The sequence below is a fragment of the Rhodanobacter sp. 7MK24 genome (genome assembly GCF_014842995.1).
In the GTDB taxonomy this organism is placed as follows: Bacteria; Pseudomonadota; Gammaproteobacteria; order Xanthomonadales; family Rhodanobacteraceae; genus Rhodanobacter_A.
In genome coordinates this window covers 95,013-111,791 of record NZ_JACYXL010000008.1, presented here as the reverse complement: position 1 = coordinate 111,791, position 16,779 = coordinate 95,013, and the positions used below count along the sequence as shown (strand labels likewise).

Here is a 16,779-nt window from a genome sequence, read left to right as displayed (position 1 = left end):
AAGTCGCAAGGCCTGCGACGGCAGGCCGTACACTGATGCGTACCGTTCCCCGTGAAATCCGTCATGCCTGTCAGCGAAACCCTGCTCGTCGTCCTCATCGCCGTTGCCCTGCTGTTGCTGGCGCTGCAGATCGTCCTGCTGTTGCGTGGCCGCGGCGATGCCGGTCTGAGCGCGAAGCTCGATGCCTTGAGGGACGACAACGAACGCCTGCAACGCGCATTGCGCGAGGAGCAGCGCAGCGGACGCGAGGAATTGCAGCAGGGCTTCGAGCGTTTCCGCGGCCATGTCAACGAACAACTGGACGGCATGTCGCGCCAGCAGGCGGAACGTATCGACGGTTTCGGCCAGCGCATGGGCGCGCTCACCGACGGCACGCGCAGCGGCCTGGAATCGCTTTCGCTGCGGCTCGCCGAGGATGCACGCAAGAGCCGCGAGGAATTGACCGAGGCATTGGGCCGCTTCGGCGAGCAGCAGCAGCAGCGCCTCACCGCCCTGGGTACGCAGCACGAGCAGCGCATGGGCGAAGTGCGCGGCACGCTGGAAGGCCAGCTCAAGACGCTGCGCGAGGACAACGCGCAGCAGTTGGAAAAGATGCGCGCCACGGTGGACGAGAAACTGCAGGCCACGCTGGAGACGCGGCTGGGCCAATCCTTCCAACTGGTGTCCGAACGGCTTGAGGCCGTGCAGCGCGGGCTGGGCGAAATGCAGAGCCTCGCCACCGGCGTGGGCGACCTCAAGCGTGTGCTGGGCAACGTGAAGACGCGCGGCATCCTCGGTGAGGTGCAGCTCGGCGCCCTGCTCGACCAGTTGCTGACGTCCGAGCAGTACAGGTCGAACATCGCCACCGTGCCGGGCAGCAACGACCGCGTGGAATTCGCCCTGCGCATGCCGGGCGCCGACGCCGAGCATCCGGTGTGGCTGCCGATCGACGCCAAATTCCCGCGCGAGGACTACGAGCGCCTGCTCGATGCGCAGGAGCGCGCCGACGCCGAGGCCGCGGGCCTCGCCGCGCAGGCACTGGAACGCCGCGTGCGCGAGGAGGCGAAAACCATCCGCGAGAAATACGTGGCGCCGCCGCACACCACCGACTTCGCGATCCTGTTCCTGCCCACCGAAGGCCTGTACGCCGAAGTGCTGCGCCGCCCCGGCCTGTTCGAGGCGCTGCAGCGCGAGCACCGCGTCACCGTGGCCGGCCCGACCACGCTCACCGCCATCCTCAACGCGCTGCAGATGGGCTTCCGCACGCTGGCCATCGAGAAGCGCAGCAGCGAGGTATGGCATTTGCTCGGTGCGGTGAAGGGCGAGTTCGGCAAGTTCGGCGACGTACTGGACAAGGTGAAGAAAAAGCTGGACGAAGCCGGCAAGCACATCGACGCCACTGGCGTGCGTACCCGCGCAATCACGCGCAAGCTGCGCGACGTGGAATCGCTGCCGGAACAGGAGGCGGCCGAACTGCTCGACCATGCGCCAGCCGACGACGACGCGACGGACGAGGATGCATGAAAAAGCCGCGGCGCCCGTTTGCCGAACACCGCCTCAGGCTGGACGCGCTGGTCGGCGAAGCGCAGTGGCTATGGAAGGCACTGCCGCGGCACCAGCGGCTGATGATTGGCCTGGTGCGCGCGCTGCTTGCGGTGCTGGCCGCCAGCCTGGGTTACTTCGGCGCACGCTCGCTCGGCTTGCAGCAAGGCTACTGGGCGGCAATCACCGCGATCTCGGTGAGCCAGAGCAGCTATATCGACGTGCGCAGTTCATCGCGCGACCAGTTCCTTGGCGCGGTGATCGGCGGCTTGATCGGCATGGCCGTGGCCACGCTGGGCCATGACCGCTATCTCACCTACGTGCTGGCGGTAACGATCGGCATGGTGCTGTGCTCGGTCTTCGACCTTGGCGCCGCCGGCCGCATCAGCGGCATCACCACCACGATCATCATGCTGGTGCCGCAACACGGCGCGTTCTGGCAGATCGCACTGTTCCGTCTCGGCGAAGTGACCTTGGGTGCGACGGCCGCGCTGCTGGTGAGCGCGCTGTTCAATGCGCTGGAGCGGCGCCTGTTCGGCGCGCCGCCGACGACCTGAGCCGCGAAGCCGCTAAAATACGGCTTCACTGATCTCCGGAATCCCCCCATGAGCAAGCACGCAGCCGACGACGGCGTCACCCAGCAGCAGGCCGAAGAGGCCGTGCGCACCCTGCTGCGCTGGGCCGGCGAGGACCCCGCGCGTGAAGGCCTGCTCGACACGCCCAAGCGCGTGGTGAAGGCATACAAGGACTGGTTCTCCGGATATGGCGAGGACCCGGCCGAGTACCTTCGCCGCACCTTCAAGGAAGTCGAGGGCTACGACGAGATGGTGGTGCTGCGCGACATCGAGTTCGAGAGCCATTGCGAGCACCACATGGCGCCCATCATCGGCCGTGCCCACGTCGGCTACCTGCCGACCTGCCGCGTGGTCGGCATCAGCAAGCTGGCGCGCGTGGTGGAAGGCTATGCGCGCCGCTTCCAGGTGCAGGAGAAGCTCACCGCGCAGATTGCCAACTGCATCCAGGAGAACCTGAAGCCGGCCGGCGTGGCAGTGGTGATCGACGCCAGCCACGAATGCATGACCACCCGCGGCGTGCACAAGCGCGGCGTGTCCATGGTCACCAGCCAGATGCTGGGCGCGTTCCGCGACGACGCGCGCACGCGCGCCGAATTCCTGGACTTCATCGGGCTGCACGGCAGCATGCGCCGGTGAAGCGCCGGCTCGCCCTCGCCGCGCTGTGGCTGCTGCCGCTCGCGGCGACCGCGCAGGATTCGCGCGAAGCCTACTTGCGCCAGTTCGACACCGGCGGCAAAGACTGCGTGAACGAGGCCGAATACTTGGCCTACATGAGCCGCGGCTTCACGCAGATGGATCGCAACCACGACGGCGTGCTGGAGCCGGACGAGCTTCCCGGCGGCCACGGCAAGCCGGTGACGCTGCAGGAATGGCAGGCCAATCTGCGCCGCCAGTTCCACCGGCTGGATCGGCACCACAACGGCTGCCTGGACGCGCAAGAACTCACGGCACCGCCGGGCTGACGTCGCGTCGCACACCGAACCGCGGAGCATGACGATGCGTTATCGTTCCGCGTCTGCCGTTGCCGCCCGTGCCATGAACCAGCCCGCCGAACCCACGCCGCACCGTCGCGCCGCCCTCGCCTTCATCTTCGTCACCGTGATGCTGGACATGCTGGCGTTCGGCATCATCATCCCGGTGCTGCCGCATCTGATCGTCGACCTGATCGGCGGCAGCATCGCCAGGGCCGCCGTCTGGGTGGGCGCGTTCGGCGCGCTGTACATGACCATGCAGTTCGTGTTTTCGCCGGTGCAGGGTGCGCTGTCGGACCGCTACGGCCGGCGCACGGTGATCCTGATCTCCAGCCTCGGCCTCGGCGTGGACTTCATCGTGATGGCGCTGGCGCCGGTGCTCTGGCTGCTGTTCCTGGGCCGCGCGGTGTCGGGCGTCTGCGCAGCGAGCTTCTCCACCGCCAATGCCTACATCGCCGACATCGTGCCGAAGGAGAAACGCGCCGCTGCTTTCGGCATGCTGGGCGCGGCGTTCGGCATCGGCTTCATCGTGGGCCCGGCGCTGGGTGGCTTCCTCGGCCATTGGAACCTGCGCCTGCCGTTCTGGGTGGCCGCGTCGCTGTCCCTGGTCAACTTCTGTTACGGCTATTTCGTGCTGCCGGAATCGCTGCCGAAGGAGCGCCGCACGGCGAGCTTCGACTGGCGCCATGCCAACCCGTTCGGCGCGGTGGTGCTGCTGCGCCGCTACCCGCAGGTGTTCGCGCTGGCCACGGTGTTCTTCCTGATCAACCTCGCGCAGTTCTCGCTCAACTCCACCTATGTGCTGTTCACCGACTATCGCTTCGGCTGGGGCCCGCAGGCGGTGGGCTACACGCTGGGCCTGGTCGGCGTGTGCAGCGGCCTGGTACAGGCAGTGCTGGTGCGCCGGCTGATGCCGAAGCTGGGCGAGCGGCGGATGATCCTGATCGGCCTGTCGCTGTGCGTGCTGGGCTATCTGGCGTTCGGACTGGCGCCCACCGCCTTGCTGTTCCTGCTGGCGATCCCGGTGTTCTGCCTGGGCGGTCTCGCCGGGCCGCCGGCGCAGTCGATGATGACCCACCAGGTCGATCCACACGAGCAGGGACGCCTGCAGGGTGCGCTGAACAGTCTCGCCAGCCTTGCCGGCATCTTCGGCCCGGCGATGTTCGCCAACCTGTTCGCGCTGTTCATCAGCGACCACGCGCCGGTGTCTCACCTGCCGGGCGCGGCCTTCGTGCTGGCGGCGATGCTGCTGGCGGTGGCGACGCTGGTGGCGATCCGCGCCACCCGCCACGTTCCTCAGACGGCACATCCTGATGACGCGTCGCTCGCGAATGTGCAGCCAGCGATGGGTGACGTGCCTACGCCCGGAATACCTTCCCCCCACTCCGCGGAGCAAACCCGATGAGCCTCTCCATGTACCAGGCCAGCGCCCCCGTCTTCGTCCGCGCACTCACCAACCTGCGCCACGTGCTGCAGAAAGGCGAAGCGCATGCCCAGGCAAAGGGCATCACCGATGCCGTATTGCTGCAGACGCGCCTGATCCCCGACATGCTGCCGCTGGTGAAGCAGGTACAGATCGCCTGCGACATGGCCTGCCGCGGCACCGCACGCCTTGCCGGCGAGGAGCCGAAGAGCTTCGAGGACAACGAGACGACGATGGCCGAGATGTACGACCGCATCGATCGCGCCATCGCCTATGTGCAGTCGTTCAAGGCCGAGCAGATCGACGGCAGCGAAGACCGTGCGATCCACCTCAAGATGCGCAACGGCGAACTGGACATGAGCGGCCAGTCCTACCTGCTGCAGTTCATCCAGCCCAATCTGTATTTCCATTGCACTACGGCATACAACCTGTTCCGCGGCATGGGCGTGGAGATCGGGAAGACCGACTTCGTCGGGGCGATTTAAAGGTGGCGAAGGGTCGCCACTGAGCCACGCGACCACCCCTCTCCCCGTCGGGGTGAGGGGTGGGTGCTCACGACAACCTTTCACCTTCGCAATCCGGCTCGCCTGCGGCGGCCTTTCGATCGCCCGCCGGCGCTCGAGTCACTTCTCTTTGCCGGCCCACGCCACTGCAGGAGCAGTGGCGAACGGCGAAGCCGACCCGAAGGGCGGATGGCAGGATACCCGGAGTCAAGAGAAGTAACCCAGAGAAACGGCCCGACTCAATCCGCCGGAATTACGAGCAAGCTGTTTCGAGGACGTTGGAACCACATCTCGCGACACGCCAACTACCGCCGCCACGCCGCGCCGTATCTGGAAGTTGCGGGAGCGAATCTTTTGGTGTCCTGCTTTTCGCGTTGTTTCTGCGCGCAGGAACGCACCACTGCTCTACTGGGGCCTTTGGCCAGCGGCGATGCGTGGACGATCAGGCGGCACAACGGGCGTCGCCGCGGTGCGGCCTCTCTTTTGGCTACTTTCTCTGGCCACGCAGAGGAAGTAACTCGCGCCGCGACAACGGCACGAGGCCGCTTTGTTCCTTGCGAAGGCCCACAAGCAAAAAAACCTCCCTCCCGCAAGCGGACGAGGAGAAATGCGCGCCCTCGAAAAGAGAAAGGAGCAATCCCGCGCGAATCTGCGAAAATCCACACCGTTGCCCCAGTGAAAAATCCCCACCGCTGATGCTGCGCCTAACCGACATCAAGCTCTCGCTGGATCACCCCGCAGAAGCGCTGCCCGCCGCGATCCGCGCGAAGCTCGGCATCGCGCCCGAGGTGCTGCGCGGCTTCACCGTATTCCGCCGCGGCTACGACGCTCGCAAGCGTGGCGCAATCACCCTGATCTACACGCTCGACGTGGACGTGTCCGGCGAAGCTGCGCTGCTGGCACGGCATGCCGACGACCGCCATGTGCAGCCCACGCCGGACACCAGCTACAGGTTCGTGGCGCAGGCGCCCGCGAAGCTGGAGCACCGGCCGATCGTGATCGGTTTCGGCCCCTGCGGCATCTTCGCCGCGCTGATCCTCGCGCAATCGGGTTTCCGCCCCATCGTGCTGGAGCGCGGCAAGGCGGTGCGCGAGCGCACCAAGGACACCTGGGACCTGTGGCGCAAGCGCAACCTGCATCCGGATTCCAACGTGCAGTTCGGCGAGGGTGGCGCGGGCACGTTCTCGGACGGCAAGCTGCATAGCCAGATCCGCGACACGCAGCACCACGGCCGCAAGGTGCTGGCCGAATTCGTGAAGGCCGGCGCGCCGGAAGAGATCCTCTACGTCAGCAAGCCGCACATCGGCACGTTCCGGCTGGTGACGATGGTGGAAAACATGCGCGGCACCATCGAAGCGCTGGGCGGCGAGATCCGCTTCGACCAGCGCGTCGACGACCTCGCGGTGGAAACCGATGCGCACGGCGAGCGCCACGTGCGCGGCGTGCGGCTCGCCGACGGCAGCGAGTTGCGCAGCGACCACGTGGTGCTGGCGCTGGGCCACAGTGCGCGCGACACCTTCGAGATGCTGCACGCGCGCGGCGTGTACGTGGAGGCGAAGCCGTTTTCCATCGGTTTCCGCGTCGAGCACCCGCAATCGCTGATCGACCAGGCGCGCTTCGGCCCGCAGGCCGGCCATCCTGTCCTCGGCGCGGCGGACTACAAGCTGGTGCATCACGGCAAGGACGGCCGCTCGGTGTACAGCTTCTGCATGTGCCCCGGCGGCACCGTGGTGGCGGCCACCAGCGAACCGGGCCGCGTGGTCACCAACGGCATGAGCCAGTATTCGCGCAACGAGCGCAATGCCAACGCGGCACTGGTGTGCGACATCCGGCCCGCCGACTACGCGCCCTACGGCGAAGGTCCGCTGGCCGGCATCGCGCTGCAGCGGCACTGGGAAGCCCATGCTTTCCAGATGGGCGGCGGCGACTACAGCGCACCAGGGCAGCGCGTGGGCGACTTCCTCGCCGGCAAAGCATCGCGCGCCTTCGGCGACGTGCTGCCCTCGTACAAGCCGGGCGTGCATCTCACCGATCTTTCCACCGCGCTGCCCGATTACGCGGTGGCGGCGATCCGCGCGGCGATTCCCGCCTTCGACCGCCAGATCCGCGGCTACGCGTTGCCCGATGCCATGCTCACCGGCGTGGAAACGCGCACCTCCTCGCCCGTGCGCATCCGCCGCAACGACGACGATCTGCAGAGCCTCAACACGCGCGGTCTGTATCCGGCCGGCGAAGGCGCGGGCTATGCAGGCGGGATTCTTTCCGCGGCGGTGGATGGAATACGCGTGGCGGAAGCGGTGGCGGTTTCGATCGCCAACAAATAAGCGAAAACACGGTAGGTGCGCACCCTGTGCGCGATTGCCTTGCGCTTCGATCAGAGCAAAAGCAATCGCGCACAGGGTGCGCTACTACAGGCGCATCATTGCCACTCCACGCGCCCGACCACGCGTCCCAGGGCGGCATCCATCTTCTTGCACAGCTTGGGCGTGCCGTTGACCAGCACCGATTCGGCGGCAGGCTTGAGCATGGGCACGTCCATCAGCGAGTCGGTGTAGGCGACATGCCATTCGTGCACGCCGTGCGCAGCCAGCGCCTTGAGCTTGTTCGGGCCGATGTTGTGGAAGCCGGTGCGCATGCCCGACCAGCCTGGGCGCAACCGCGAGGCGAGCAGTTCGACGTCGCCCAGGCCCAATTGCTCGAGGATGCTGCCCACCAGTGCCTGTTCGCAGCCGGTCACCACGATCACGCGGTCGCCGGCCTGCTGGTGACGGCGCAGCTGGCGCAGCGCGTCGCGGTTGAAGCGGCGCGAATGCTGCACGAGTTCGGTAGCGCAGGCCTGGGCCTGAGCCCGATAGCGTTGTTCGCCGGTGCCGAACAGCGCGACGTGCACCAGGGTGCGCAAGGCAAGCCGGCGCGAGAACGGCAGCATCAGCAGCAACCATGGCAGACAGGGCAGCACCAGCAGCTTGCGCCACCACGAACGCTGGTAGCGGCTGCGGATGAAAAGCCCGAACGCATCGCCGTGCAACAGCACGCCATCGAAGTCGAACAGCACCACGCGCGGCATCGGCAAGCCGGCATCGGCCGTCGCGGACGGCAGTGCATCCCCTGTCTGTGTGGACATTACTTCGTACCGAACAGCCGCTTCAGTTCCATGCCCGGATCCTCGGCGCGCATGAAGGCCTCGCCGACGAGGAAGGCGTGGATGCCGCCCTCCCGCAGTTGCGCCACGTCCGCGGGCGTGCGGATGCCCGACTCGGCCACGAGGATGCGGTCGTATTCCATCAGCTCCTGCAGCCGCAGCGAGGTTTCCAGCGAAGTCTCGAAGTTGCGCAGGTTGCGGTTGTTCACGCCGACCAGCGGCACCGGCAACGCCAGCGCGCGCTCCAGCTCTTCCTCGTCGTGCACTTCGCACAGCACGTCGAGGTCGAGCTCGGCGGCCTGCAGCGACAGCTGCAGCAGCACGTCGTCATCCAGTGCCGAGACGATCAGCAGCACGCAGTCTGCGCCGATGGCGCGGGCCTCGTGCACCTGGTACGGGTCGATGATGAAGTCCTTGCGCAGCACCGGCAGCGAACATGCCGCACGCGCCTGCTGCAGGAAGGCCTCGCTGCCCTGGAAAAAATCGCTGTCGGTGAGCACGGAAAGGCAGGCGGCGCCTCCTTTCTCGTAGCTCCTGGCGATGGCTGCCGGGTCGAAGTCGGCGCGGATCACCCCCTTGCTGGGGCTGGCCTTCTTCACCTCGGCGATCACCGCGGGCAGGCCGGCCGCGATCTTTGCTTCGATCGCCGCGGCGAAACCGCGCGTTTCGGGAAGGTCGTGGATGCGCGCGGCGAGTTCGGCCAACGGCAGGCGTGCCTGGCGTTCGGCCACTTCTTCCGCCTTGCGGGCGAGGATGCGATTGAGGATGTCGGTCATGGCGCTCGGGGATGCGGGGGCCGGATCATCGTGGCGGCGCAAATGTCGCCGCGCCGTCAAGCTATCACAGCTTGTCGGCCAACCGTTGTGTCGCCTCGATGAAGGCCTGCATTTTCGCACGTGCCGCGCCGCTGGCAATCGTCGCGGCCGCCAGGGCGATGCCTTCGGCGATCGACGCGGCCACGTTGGCCGCATACAGCGCAGCCCCCGCGTTGAGGCAAACGATGTCGTGCGGCACGCCGCGCTCGCCGGCCAGCGCCTGCTCCAGCATCGCTTTCGATTCGGCCACGCCGGCCACGCGCAGATTGCGGCTCGAAGCCATGGCGAGGCCGAAATCCTCCGGCTCCACCTCGTATTCGCGCACCACGCCATCGCGCAGTTCGCCGACCAGGGTGGCCGCGCCCAGCGAGATCTCGTCCATGCCGTCGCGCCCCCACACCACCAGCGCGCGCCGCGCGCCGAGCTGCTGCAGTACGCGCACCTGAATGCCGACCAGGTCGGGATGGAACACGCCCATCAGGATGTTCGGCGCGCCGGCCGGATTGGTCAGCGGGCCGAGGATATTGAACAGCGTGCGCACGCCCATTTCCTTGCGCACGGGCGCCACCACCTTCATCGCCGGATGGTGGTTGGGCGCAAACATGAAGCCGATGCCGGTCTCGGCCAGGCACTCGGCGACCTGCGCGGGCTTGAGGTCGATGCGCGCCCCCAATGCCTCCAGCACATCCGCGCTGCCGGACTTCGACGACACGCTGCGGCCGCCATGCTTGGCGATGCGAGCGCCGGCCGCCGCCGCCACGAACATCGAAGCGGTCGAGATGTTGAAGCTGGAGGCGCCGTCGCCGCCGGTGCCCACGATATCGAGCAGGTGTGCGTCGTCGCCAGTCACCGGCACGCGCTCCGCGAGCTCGCGCATCACGCGCGCCGCGCCGGTGATCTCGCCCACCGTTTCCTTCTTCACGCGCAGGCCGGTGACGATGGCCGCGGTCATCAGCGGACTCACCTCGCCCGCCATGATCTGGCGCATCAGCGCGATCATCTCGTCGTGGAAGATCTCGCGGTGCTCGATCGTGCGCTGCAGGGCTTCCTGCGGCGTGATCGTGATCGCGCGCACACTCATGCCGCCAGCTTCCGCCGCGGCAGGCCGAGGAAGTTGGCGAGCATGTCGTGGCCATGCTGGGTGAGGATGGACTCGGGATGGAACTGCACGCCTTCGACCGGCAGCGTCTTGTGGCGCAGGCCCATGATCTCGTCGATGCTGCCGTCCGCGTTCTCCGTCCAGGCCGTGACTTCGAGACAATCCGGCAGCGAGCCCTGCTCCACCACCAGCGAATGGTAGCGCGTAGCCTCGAATGGATCGGGCAGACCGGCGAACACGCCCTGCCCGCGATGGCGCACCGGCGAAGTCTTGCCGTGCATGATCTGCTTGGCGCGGATCACCTTGCCGCCGAAGGCCTGACCGATCGCCTGATGGCCCAGGCACACGCCGAATACCGGAATCTCGTCCGACAACCCGCGCAGCACGTCCAGCGACACGCCTGCATCGTCGGGCGTGCCCGGACCGGGCGAGATCATGATGTGCGAAGGCTTCAGCGCGCGGATGTCCGCCACGCCCAGCGCATCGTTGCGCACCACCTTCACCTCCTGCCCCAGCTCGCCGAGGTACTGCACAAGGTTGAAGGTGAAGCTGTCGTAGTTGTCGATCATCAGCAGCATGGCGCGACGTCTTCGCAGGGGAAACCGGGGAGACGGCATCATACCGGCATGCGGCAATCCATGCGCCGCGCATCGTGCGATGGACGTCCAAACGCCGCGACGGGCGGCCAATGCACCACGAAGTGCACGCATCCATCTCGGCATCTCGGGTTCCGGCGATTGACATCGAATTCATTGTTAATGAGAATGCATCTCATTAACTAAATATCAATCGCCAGCTCCTGCACCGGTGCCGCGCCTTGTTTCAGGAATCCTTCCCGCGATGAATCTCCATGCACTGCTGCTGGGCATGGCTGGCGCCGTCCTGGCCTATCTGGCCAGCGCCAGACAAGGCCTGCTCGCCAAACCGCTGCCTGGAAGCGTGCGCGTGCTGGCAGCGTCCCTGCTCGCCGCCAGTGTCGCGGCGTGGATCGCGGCAGCGGGCCTCGGCGCCGGCATCGCGGCGGCGCTGACCTGCTGGGTGACAGCATGGGTGGCATTGCCCTATCTCGCATGGTGGCGCGGCGCGAAGGTGCCGTCGCGATGATCGCTCGCTGTCTTGCCGGCGTCCTGCTCGGCTTCACGCTCGCCGCCGCCCTGCCCGCGCTCCTGATGCGCGTACTGCCAGACGGGAGCGCCTGGCTGATTCCGCTGCTTATCCTGTTTTTCCCGTTGTGGATTGCCTTCATGGCCGGCGCATACGCGGCGCGCAGCGGTACGCACGCGTGGCTGGCGCTGGGTAGTGCGAATGCCGCCGCCTTCCTCGCGCTCTGGCTGCTGCCGCATTGAAGGCGGCCGATACACGATGAAAGCCGCCACGATCCGCCGTTTCCAGACCGTGCATACCTGGACCGGGCTGCTTGCCGGTTTCGCGCTGTTCGTGGCGTTCTATGCCGGTGCGCTGACCGTGTTCCACGACGAGATCGCCGCATGGCAGAACCCGCCATGGCGCGCTGCGCCGGACGCCAGAGTGCCGGTGGGCGCGCTGATCGAAAGCCTGCTCGCGCACCACCCGGAAACCCGCGACGATTTCGGCATCGTGTTGCCCGGCGGCGGCAACGGCGCGCCTTATGCGTTCTGGCAAGGCAAGGACGGGGCGCGCTTCGCTACCGCGAGTCAGATGGACGCGCCCGCCACCGATGCGGGCGGCTCCAGCCTCGCCGACTTCGTGTACGCGCTGCACGATTCGCTGGGTCTGCCGGTAGTCGGCTTGTACCTGATGGGCGTCGTCAGCGTGCTGTACGGGCTGGCGCTGGTGTCGGGTTTCCTGATCCATTTGCCGCAGCTGCTGCGCGACCTGTTCGCGCTGCGTGCAGGACGCAACCTAAAGCGGTTGTGGCAGGACGCGCACAACGCCATCGGCGTGCTCAGCCTGCCGTTCCACGTGATCTTCGCGCTGACCGGCGCGATCTTCTGCCTGTTTGCCGCCACGCTGCTTGCGCTCAATACGGTTTCGTTCAACGGCAAGCTGTTCGGACTGTTCGCGCAGGCCGTGGCGACGGCCCCGGCGACGAAGGCCAGCGGCACGACCAGCGCGATGTTGTCGCCCGATCGATTGATCGCACGTGCGCGCATCGCCGCCCTGGCGAAAGGTGTCAGCAGCTTCGATCCCGACTACCTGCACTTCGTGCACTACGGCGACCGCAACGCGGTGGCCGAGGTGCGCGGCCTGTCGCAGCACACGTTGGGCACCTACGGCACGGTGGCACTGTCGGCACGGGACGGCAGCGTGCTCGCCGCCCACGTCGGTGATGGGCATGACGCCAACAGCATCAGCTGGTCGGCGCTGTACGCGCTGCACTTCGGCAGCTTCGGCGGCGATACGGCGCGCTGGCTGTATTTCGTGCTGGGACTGGCCGGTTCCTTCCTGTTCTATTCCGGCAACCTGCTGTGGGTCGAATCGCGGCGCAAGCGGCGCCACGCCGACCAGCCGCTGCACACGCGGGTGATGGCGCGCGCCACGGTGGGCGTGTGCATCGGCACCTGCTTGGGCATTTCCGGCGCCTTCGCCGCGGCGCTGGCCTGCTCGCACCTGGGCATCGATGCGACGGCGGCGCAGCGGCTGGCCTGCTACGGACTCTTCCTCGTCGCCTGCGCCTGGGCTTTCGCGCGACCCGTCGTGCGCGCCGCCACCGAACTGCTGGGCGCGACCGCCGCACTCACCATCGCCGTGGCGATGGCCGACCTGCTCGGCAATGCCGGCCGCTGGCTGCAGCCGTGGACACCTGCGACACATGCCGTGCTGGCCGTCGATCTCACCGGCGTTGCACTCGGCCTGGTCTTCGCGCGCCTCGCGCGCGCTGCGCTGCGGCGCGGGCGCGACGGCGATCCGAACAGCGTGTGGGCACTGCCTGCGCGCGCCGCAGCGGCGACGAACTGAATCCCCTTTCCGGCAAGCCTGTGCCAGCCGGGCAAACCTGCAACACGGAGTCACTCCATGATTTTCCCGCCTCCCCGGCGCCTCGCGCGTCGGGCCATCGCCTTGCTGATCTTCGCCGCACTGGCGAACACCACCGCGTACGCAGACGACACCGGCAGCACCGCGAACCCGCAGAACGCCAAGCAGCTCGGCGCGGTGACCGTCACTGGCACCACCAGTGCGCTGGATCTCTACGGCAGCAACAACGCCAGCGCCGGCGCGCTGGGCAATCGCAGCCTGCTCGATACACCTTTCAGCATCAGCACGGCCACCTCGGACCTGATCGTCAACCGGCAGGCCATCGACATCAACGAGGCCTTCGCCACCGACTCAGGGGTGACGCCCCTGGGCAGCGGCTATGCCGGCGAGGAATCGATGTTCGCCGTGCGCGGCCTGCCGGTGGACCTGCTCAACGGCTACAAGATGGACGGCCTGTCCGTGGTGAACTGGGCCAGCGACCTGCCGCTGGAACCCTTCAGCGAAATCCAGTTGCTGAAGGGCGCTGGCGGCTTCATGTACGGCTTCGGCGCGCCCGGCGGCATCCTCAACTACGTCTCCAAGCAACCGACGCTGCAGCCCTATGCCAGCTTCACGCTGGGCTACGTGCCCGACGGCGCGCTCGAGGAAGCCGCGGATCTCGGCGGCACGTCCGGCGGACAGGGCGGCTGGGGCTACCGCCTCAATCTCGTGCACGAGGACGGCAACACCTTCGTGCAGGGCGGCCGCATCCGCCGCAACGCCGCCTCGCTGGCGCTGACCAAGGACATCGCGCCCAACCTGCACTGGCACTTCAACAGCATCTGGCAGGACCGCGACACGCGCGGCACCTACTACGGCATCATCCTCGGCCAGTACTACGGCTACCCGACCGTGGTGCACACGCCCGCACCGATGGACGGCAGCCAGCGCGTGACCCAGCCCTACACTGGCTATGGCACCTCGATGCGGGTGGCCAACACCGGCCTGAAGTGGGACCTCTCGCCCGACTGGACGGCCAGCCTGGACTACAGCTACGCCGGCCAGACGCGCTCCAACCGCGACAGCGCGATCATCCTCACCGACAACCAGGGCGGTTACACCGACCTCAACTACCTCGGCTACTCGCGCTACAACTACCAGCAGTGGCAGGGCATGCTGCAGGGCAGGTTCGACACCGGCGCGATCGGCCACCAGGTGGTGCTCGGCGCGTCGTGGCAGGCGCTGGATTACCACTATCCGACCGGCCCCTATGCCGACGGACAGGAGCTCGGACAAGGCAACCTCTACGACGTGCCCTTGCTGCCCGATCCCGGTACGCCGCTCAGCCGCAGCACCTATCTCGCGGAAACCACCACGCAGCGCGCGGTGTTCGCCAGCGACACGGTGACATTCTCGCCACAATGGTCGGCCCTGCTCGGCCTGCGCTACACGGACTACATCGACAAGGACTACGCCGCCGGCAGCAGCCTGTCCACCGCACGCTATGTGCAGAGTCCGCTGACGCCTACCATCGCCCTGCTCTACAAACCGACCGCATCGACGACGCTGTACGCCAGTTACGTCGAGTCGCTGGAACAGGCCAGCAGCGCGCCGCTGGGCACGAAGAACCAGTACCAGACGTTCGCGCCCACGCGCAGCAAGCAATACGAACTGGGCGCCAAGACCGAGCACGAAGACTGGAGCGTGGATCTCGCGCTGTTCCGCGTGGAGCGCGGGCTGCAATACATCAACTCCGAAGACGTGTACGTGTCCGACGGGCGCACGCGCTACCAGGGCATCGACTTGTCCGGCAAGTTGTCGCTGGCGCACGACTGGACGCTGCTCGGCGGCGTGATGTACCTCGACGCGTACAACCAGCAGGCTTCGGCAGGCGTGCAAGGCATGCGCGCCTACGGCACCCCGCGCGTGCAGGGCAATCTGTACGTGGAGTACGCGGTGCCGCGGATCGCGGGACTGGTGCTGGATGCCGGCGGCCGCTACGTGGGCAACGAGGCCATCGATGCCGGCAATACCGAGTTCGTCGGCGCGTATCACACCTTCGACATCGGTGTGCGCTACGCCACCAGCCTCGGCGGGCATGCGGTGACATGGCGGGCCGGCATCGACAACCTCGCCAACGAGAAATACTGGCTTGCCAGCTGGGGGTTCATCCTCAACCAGGGAACGCCGTGCACGGTGCGGGCCAGTGTGACGCTTGCGTTGTAAGTGTCGCGTGTCCCTTTTCGTGTTTGCGGGAGTAGGGATGGTTTGTGTTCTCGCAGGAAACAGAGCGGCTTCGGTCGCCTGCCGGCGCCCGAGTTACTCCTCTTTGCTGGCCCACGCCACCGCAGGAGCGGTGGTGAACAGCAAAGCTGGCCCGAAGGGCGGAGGGCAGGATGCCCGTAGTCAAGAGAAGTAACCCAGAGAAACGGCCGGGTTCAATCCGCCGAAACTACCAGCAGGCGGTGTCGAGGATTTCGGAACTACTCCCGCCTACGCGATAGACGGCGCGGCCACACCGCACCGTATCTGGAAACTGAGGGTTTGGGCCTTGTCGTTCCGGTAGGCCTTGCCTGTTTCGGGCGGTTACTGATGTAAGTGCGTGAAGATTTTGAACAGGTGCCAGCGGCTGCTCAAAGCGGCTGCTCGCTATCGAGCGAGTCGCGCATCATTGCCGTGGCGCGAGCATCTCGGCAGTGATGCCTGCTGCCACCAAGTGCTGCGGCAATGCGTGGCCAAGAGCAAGGTTCGCGCAGGCTTCGCCCATCGCAGCACTAGTCTGGATGCCGTAGCCGCCCTGCGCGGCCACCCAGAAGAAGCCTTCCGCGTCGGGTGCGAAGCCGCCCACCAGGTCGCCTTCGGTGCCGACGAAGCTGCGCAGGCCGGCCCAGCTGCGCGTCGGGCGGTTGATCGTCATCGTGGTGGCCTGCTCGATGCGGTCGATGCCCAATGCGATGTCGAAATCCTCCGGTTGCACGTCGTGCGGCGGCACCGGGTCGGCGTTGGCGGGCGAACCCAGCAGCAGACCGGCATCGGGCTTGAAGTAGAAGCTTTCCTCTGCGTCGATCACGAAGGGCCAGTGCGAGGTGTCGAGGCCCTTCGGCGGCTCGAACAGGAAGGCAGTGCGCCGCTTCGGCTGCAGGCCCAGCGGCGCCACGCCGGCGAGGCGCGCCACCTCGTCCGCCCACGCGCCCGCGGCGTCGAGCAGCAGCGGCGCGCGATACATCGTTTCGCCGCAGTCGATGTTCCACTGCCCCTGCCCGCGTTCGATGGAGCGGATGGCCACGTCGACGCGTAGCGTGCCGCCGCGCTGGCGCAAGCCGCGCAGGAAACCCTGATGCAATTCGTTGACGTCGATGTCGGCGGCACCGGGTTCGAGCATGCCGATCTGCGCGGCTTCCGGCTTCAGCACCGGCACCATCGCCTGCACTTCGTCGGCATCGAGCAGGCGCAGGCCTGGGATGTGGACGCGGTTCTCCGCGTACATCTCGCGCACGGCGCCCGCCTGCTCGGCGCTGCCGATCACCAGGGTGGGGCGTTGCGTCAGGATGGGATGCTCGGCGAAACCTTCCGGCGGATGCTCGAGGAAAGGTCGCGTGGCGCGCGACAGTGCACGCACCTGTGTCGAACCGTAGGTCTCACTGAACAGTGCCGCGGAGCGCCCGGTGGAATGCATGCCCGGCCACGACTCGCGTTCCAGTACCAGCACGCGCGCGTGCGGCGCCATGAACCACGCAACCGAGGCGCCGGCCATGCCGGCACCGATGACGATGGCGTCGAAATCGTTCGCCTGCAT

At 67.0% G+C, this 16,779-nt stretch carries 16 protein-coding genes; 11 read left to right on the top strand and 5 right to left on the bottom strand.

Annotation, left to right across the window (positions count from 1 at the left end; translation table 11 throughout):
• The first annotated feature begins 63 nt into the window (after positions 1-63).
• From rmuC to IHE49_RS13405, 7 genes are all read left to right on the top strand, one after another.
• On the top strand, positions 64-1,503 hold the full coding sequence (gene rmuC, locus IHE49_RS13435) for a DNA recombination protein RmuC (RefSeq protein ID WP_192158709.1): 1,440 nt from the start codon (positions 64-66) through the stop codon (positions 1,501-1,503).
• Positions 1,500-2,078, top strand: coding sequence for an FUSC family protein (locus tag IHE49_RS13430; protein ID WP_192158707.1), 579 nt, complete (start codon positions 1,500-1,502; stop codon positions 2,076-2,078). The genes rmuC and IHE49_RS13430 overlap by 4 nt, the downstream gene beginning before the upstream one ends.
• A 48-nt stretch (positions 2,079-2,126) precedes the next feature.
• On the top strand, positions 2,127-2,732 hold the full coding sequence (gene folE, locus IHE49_RS13425) for a GTP cyclohydrolase I FolE (RefSeq protein ID WP_192158705.1): 606 nt from the start codon (positions 2,127-2,129) through the stop codon (positions 2,730-2,732).
• Positions 2,729-3,058: a hypothetical protein gene (locus IHE49_RS13420; protein ID WP_192158703.1), complete on the top strand. Its 330-nt coding sequence runs from the start codon at positions 2,729-2,731 to the stop codon at positions 3,056-3,058. Before folE ends, IHE49_RS13420 begins: the two co-directional genes overlap by 4 nt.
• A 73-nt stretch (positions 3,059-3,131) precedes the next feature.
• Positions 3,132-4,472, top strand: a complete 1,341-nt coding sequence (locus tag IHE49_RS13415) for a TCR/Tet family MFS transporter (protein WP_192158976.1) — start codon at positions 3,132-3,134, stop codon at positions 4,470-4,472.
• Entirely contained in the window at positions 4,469-4,975 is a 507-nt protein-coding gene (locus tag IHE49_RS13410; protein WP_192158701.1) for a DUF1993 domain-containing protein, read from the top strand. The genes IHE49_RS13415 and IHE49_RS13410 overlap by 4 nt, the downstream gene beginning before the upstream one ends.
• 713 nt (positions 4,976-5,688) lie before the next feature.
• The gene (locus IHE49_RS13405; protein WP_192158699.1) at positions 5,689-7,317 is read left to right on the top strand and encodes an NAD(P)/FAD-dependent oxidoreductase; all 1,629 of its coding nucleotides are present in this window, start codon (positions 5,689-5,691) and stop codon (positions 7,315-7,317) included.
• 95 nt (positions 7,318-7,412) lie between these two features.
• Here IHE49_RS13405 and IHE49_RS13400 read toward each other — a convergent pair whose 3' ends face one another.
• The 4 genes from IHE49_RS13400 to IHE49_RS13385 all read right to left on the bottom strand — a co-directional run bounded on the left by IHE49_RS13400 (position 7,413) and on the right by IHE49_RS13385 (position 10,627).
• Positions 7,413-8,117: an HAD family hydrolase gene (locus tag IHE49_RS13400; RefSeq protein WP_192158697.1), complete on the bottom strand. Its 705-nt coding sequence runs from the start codon at positions 8,115-8,117 to the stop codon at positions 7,413-7,415.
• On the bottom strand, positions 8,117-8,911 hold the full coding sequence (gene trpC, locus IHE49_RS13395; protein ID WP_192158695.1) for an indole-3-glycerol phosphate synthase TrpC: 795 nt from the start codon (positions 8,909-8,911) through the stop codon (positions 8,117-8,119). Before trpC ends, IHE49_RS13400 begins: the two co-directional genes overlap by 1 nt.
• 64 nt (positions 8,912-8,975) lie before the next feature.
• Complete coding sequence (gene trpD, locus IHE49_RS13390; RefSeq protein ID WP_192158693.1) at positions 8,976-10,031, bottom strand: anthranilate phosphoribosyltransferase; 1,056 nt, start codon at positions 10,029-10,031, stop codon at positions 8,976-8,978.
• Positions 10,028-10,627: an aminodeoxychorismate/anthranilate synthase component II gene (locus IHE49_RS13385; RefSeq protein ID WP_192158691.1), complete on the bottom strand. Its 600-nt coding sequence runs from the start codon at positions 10,625-10,627 to the stop codon at positions 10,028-10,030. The genes trpD and IHE49_RS13385 overlap by 4 nt, the downstream gene beginning before the upstream one ends.
• Positions 10,628-10,889: 262 nt before the next feature.
• Between IHE49_RS13385 and IHE49_RS13380 the strand changes: the two genes are divergently transcribed.
• Genes IHE49_RS13380 through IHE49_RS13365 form a run of 4 tightly spaced genes read left to right on the top strand, consistent with a single transcriptional unit; the run spans position 10,890 to position 15,209 of the window.
• Complete coding sequence (locus tag IHE49_RS13380) at positions 10,890-11,153, top strand: hypothetical protein (RefSeq protein ID WP_192158689.1); 264 nt, start codon at positions 10,890-10,892, stop codon at positions 11,151-11,153.
• Positions 11,096-11,395, top strand: coding sequence for a hypothetical protein (locus IHE49_RS13375; protein WP_192158687.1), 300 nt, complete (start codon positions 11,096-11,098; stop codon positions 11,393-11,395). The genes IHE49_RS13380 and IHE49_RS13375 overlap by 58 nt, the downstream gene beginning before the upstream one ends.
• Positions 11,396-11,411: 16 nt before the next feature.
• A complete protein-coding gene (locus IHE49_RS13370) occupies positions 11,412-12,986 on the top strand; it encodes a PepSY-associated TM helix domain-containing protein (RefSeq protein WP_192158685.1) in 1,575 nt (524 codons plus the stop codon).
• Positions 12,987-13,043: 57 nt separating this feature from the next.
• Positions 13,044-15,209 (top strand): TonB-dependent siderophore receptor, encoded by a 2,166-nt coding sequence (locus tag IHE49_RS13365; RefSeq protein ID WP_192158683.1) that lies wholly within the window; start codon positions 13,044-13,046, stop codon positions 15,207-15,209.
• Positions 15,210-15,651: 442 nt separating this feature from the next.
• Here the strand turns inward: IHE49_RS13365 and IHE49_RS13360 are convergent, their stop codons facing one another.
• Positions 15,652-16,779, bottom strand: a complete 1,128-nt coding sequence (locus IHE49_RS13360; protein WP_192158681.1) for an FAD-dependent oxidoreductase — start codon at positions 16,777-16,779, stop codon at positions 15,652-15,654.

What these genes read in the sequence shown, in the direction of transcription:
- IHE49_RS13380 (WP_192158689.1), top strand. Translation starts at nt 10,890, where the DNA reads ATGAATCTCCATGCACTGCTGCTGGGCATGGCTGGCGCCGTCCTGGCC.
- IHE49_RS13405 (WP_192158699.1), top strand. Translation starts at nt 5,689, where the DNA reads ATGCTGCGCCTAACCGACATCAAGCTCTCGCTGGATCACCCCGCAGAA.
- IHE49_RS13360 (WP_192158681.1), bottom strand. Translation starts at nt 16,779, where the DNA reads ATGCAGGCGAACGATTTCGACGCCATCGTCATCGGTGCCGGCATGGCC.
- rmuC (WP_192158709.1), top strand. Translation starts at nt 64, where the DNA reads ATGCCTGTCAGCGAAACCCTGCTCGTCGTCCTCATCGCCGTTGCCCTG.
- IHE49_RS13400 (WP_192158697.1), bottom strand. Translation starts at nt 8,117, where the DNA reads ATGTCCACACAGACAGGGGATGCACTGCCGTCCGCGACGGCCGATGCC.
- IHE49_RS13370 (WP_192158685.1), top strand. Translation starts at nt 11,412, where the DNA reads ATGAAAGCCGCCACGATCCGCCGTTTCCAGACCGTGCATACCTGGACC.
- IHE49_RS13385 (WP_192158691.1), bottom strand. Translation starts at nt 10,627, where the DNA reads ATGCTGCTGATGATCGACAACTACGACAGCTTCACCTTCAACCTTGTG.
- folE (WP_192158705.1), top strand. Translation starts at nt 2,127, where the DNA reads ATGAGCAAGCACGCAGCCGACGACGGCGTCACCCAGCAGCAGGCCGAA.
- IHE49_RS13430 (WP_192158707.1), top strand. Translation starts at nt 1,500, where the DNA reads ATGAAAAAGCCGCGGCGCCCGTTTGCCGAACACCGCCTCAGGCTGGAC.
- IHE49_RS13415 (WP_192158976.1), top strand. Translation starts at nt 3,132, where the DNA reads ATGAACCAGCCCGCCGAACCCACGCCGCACCGTCGCGCCGCCCTCGCC.
- IHE49_RS13410 (WP_192158701.1), top strand. Translation starts at nt 4,469, where the DNA reads ATGAGCCTCTCCATGTACCAGGCCAGCGCCCCCGTCTTCGTCCGCGCA.
- IHE49_RS13365 (WP_192158683.1), top strand. Translation starts at nt 13,044, where the DNA reads ATGATTTTCCCGCCTCCCCGGCGCCTCGCGCGTCGGGCCATCGCCTTG.
- trpD (WP_192158693.1), bottom strand. Translation starts at nt 10,031, where the DNA reads ATGAGTGTGCGCGCGATCACGATCACGCCGCAGGAAGCCCTGCAGCGC.
- trpC (WP_192158695.1), bottom strand. Translation starts at nt 8,911, where the DNA reads ATGACCGACATCCTCAATCGCATCCTCGCCCGCAAGGCGGAAGAAGTG.
- IHE49_RS13375 (WP_192158687.1), top strand. Translation starts at nt 11,096, where the DNA reads ATGGGTGGCATTGCCCTATCTCGCATGGTGGCGCGGCGCGAAGGTGCC.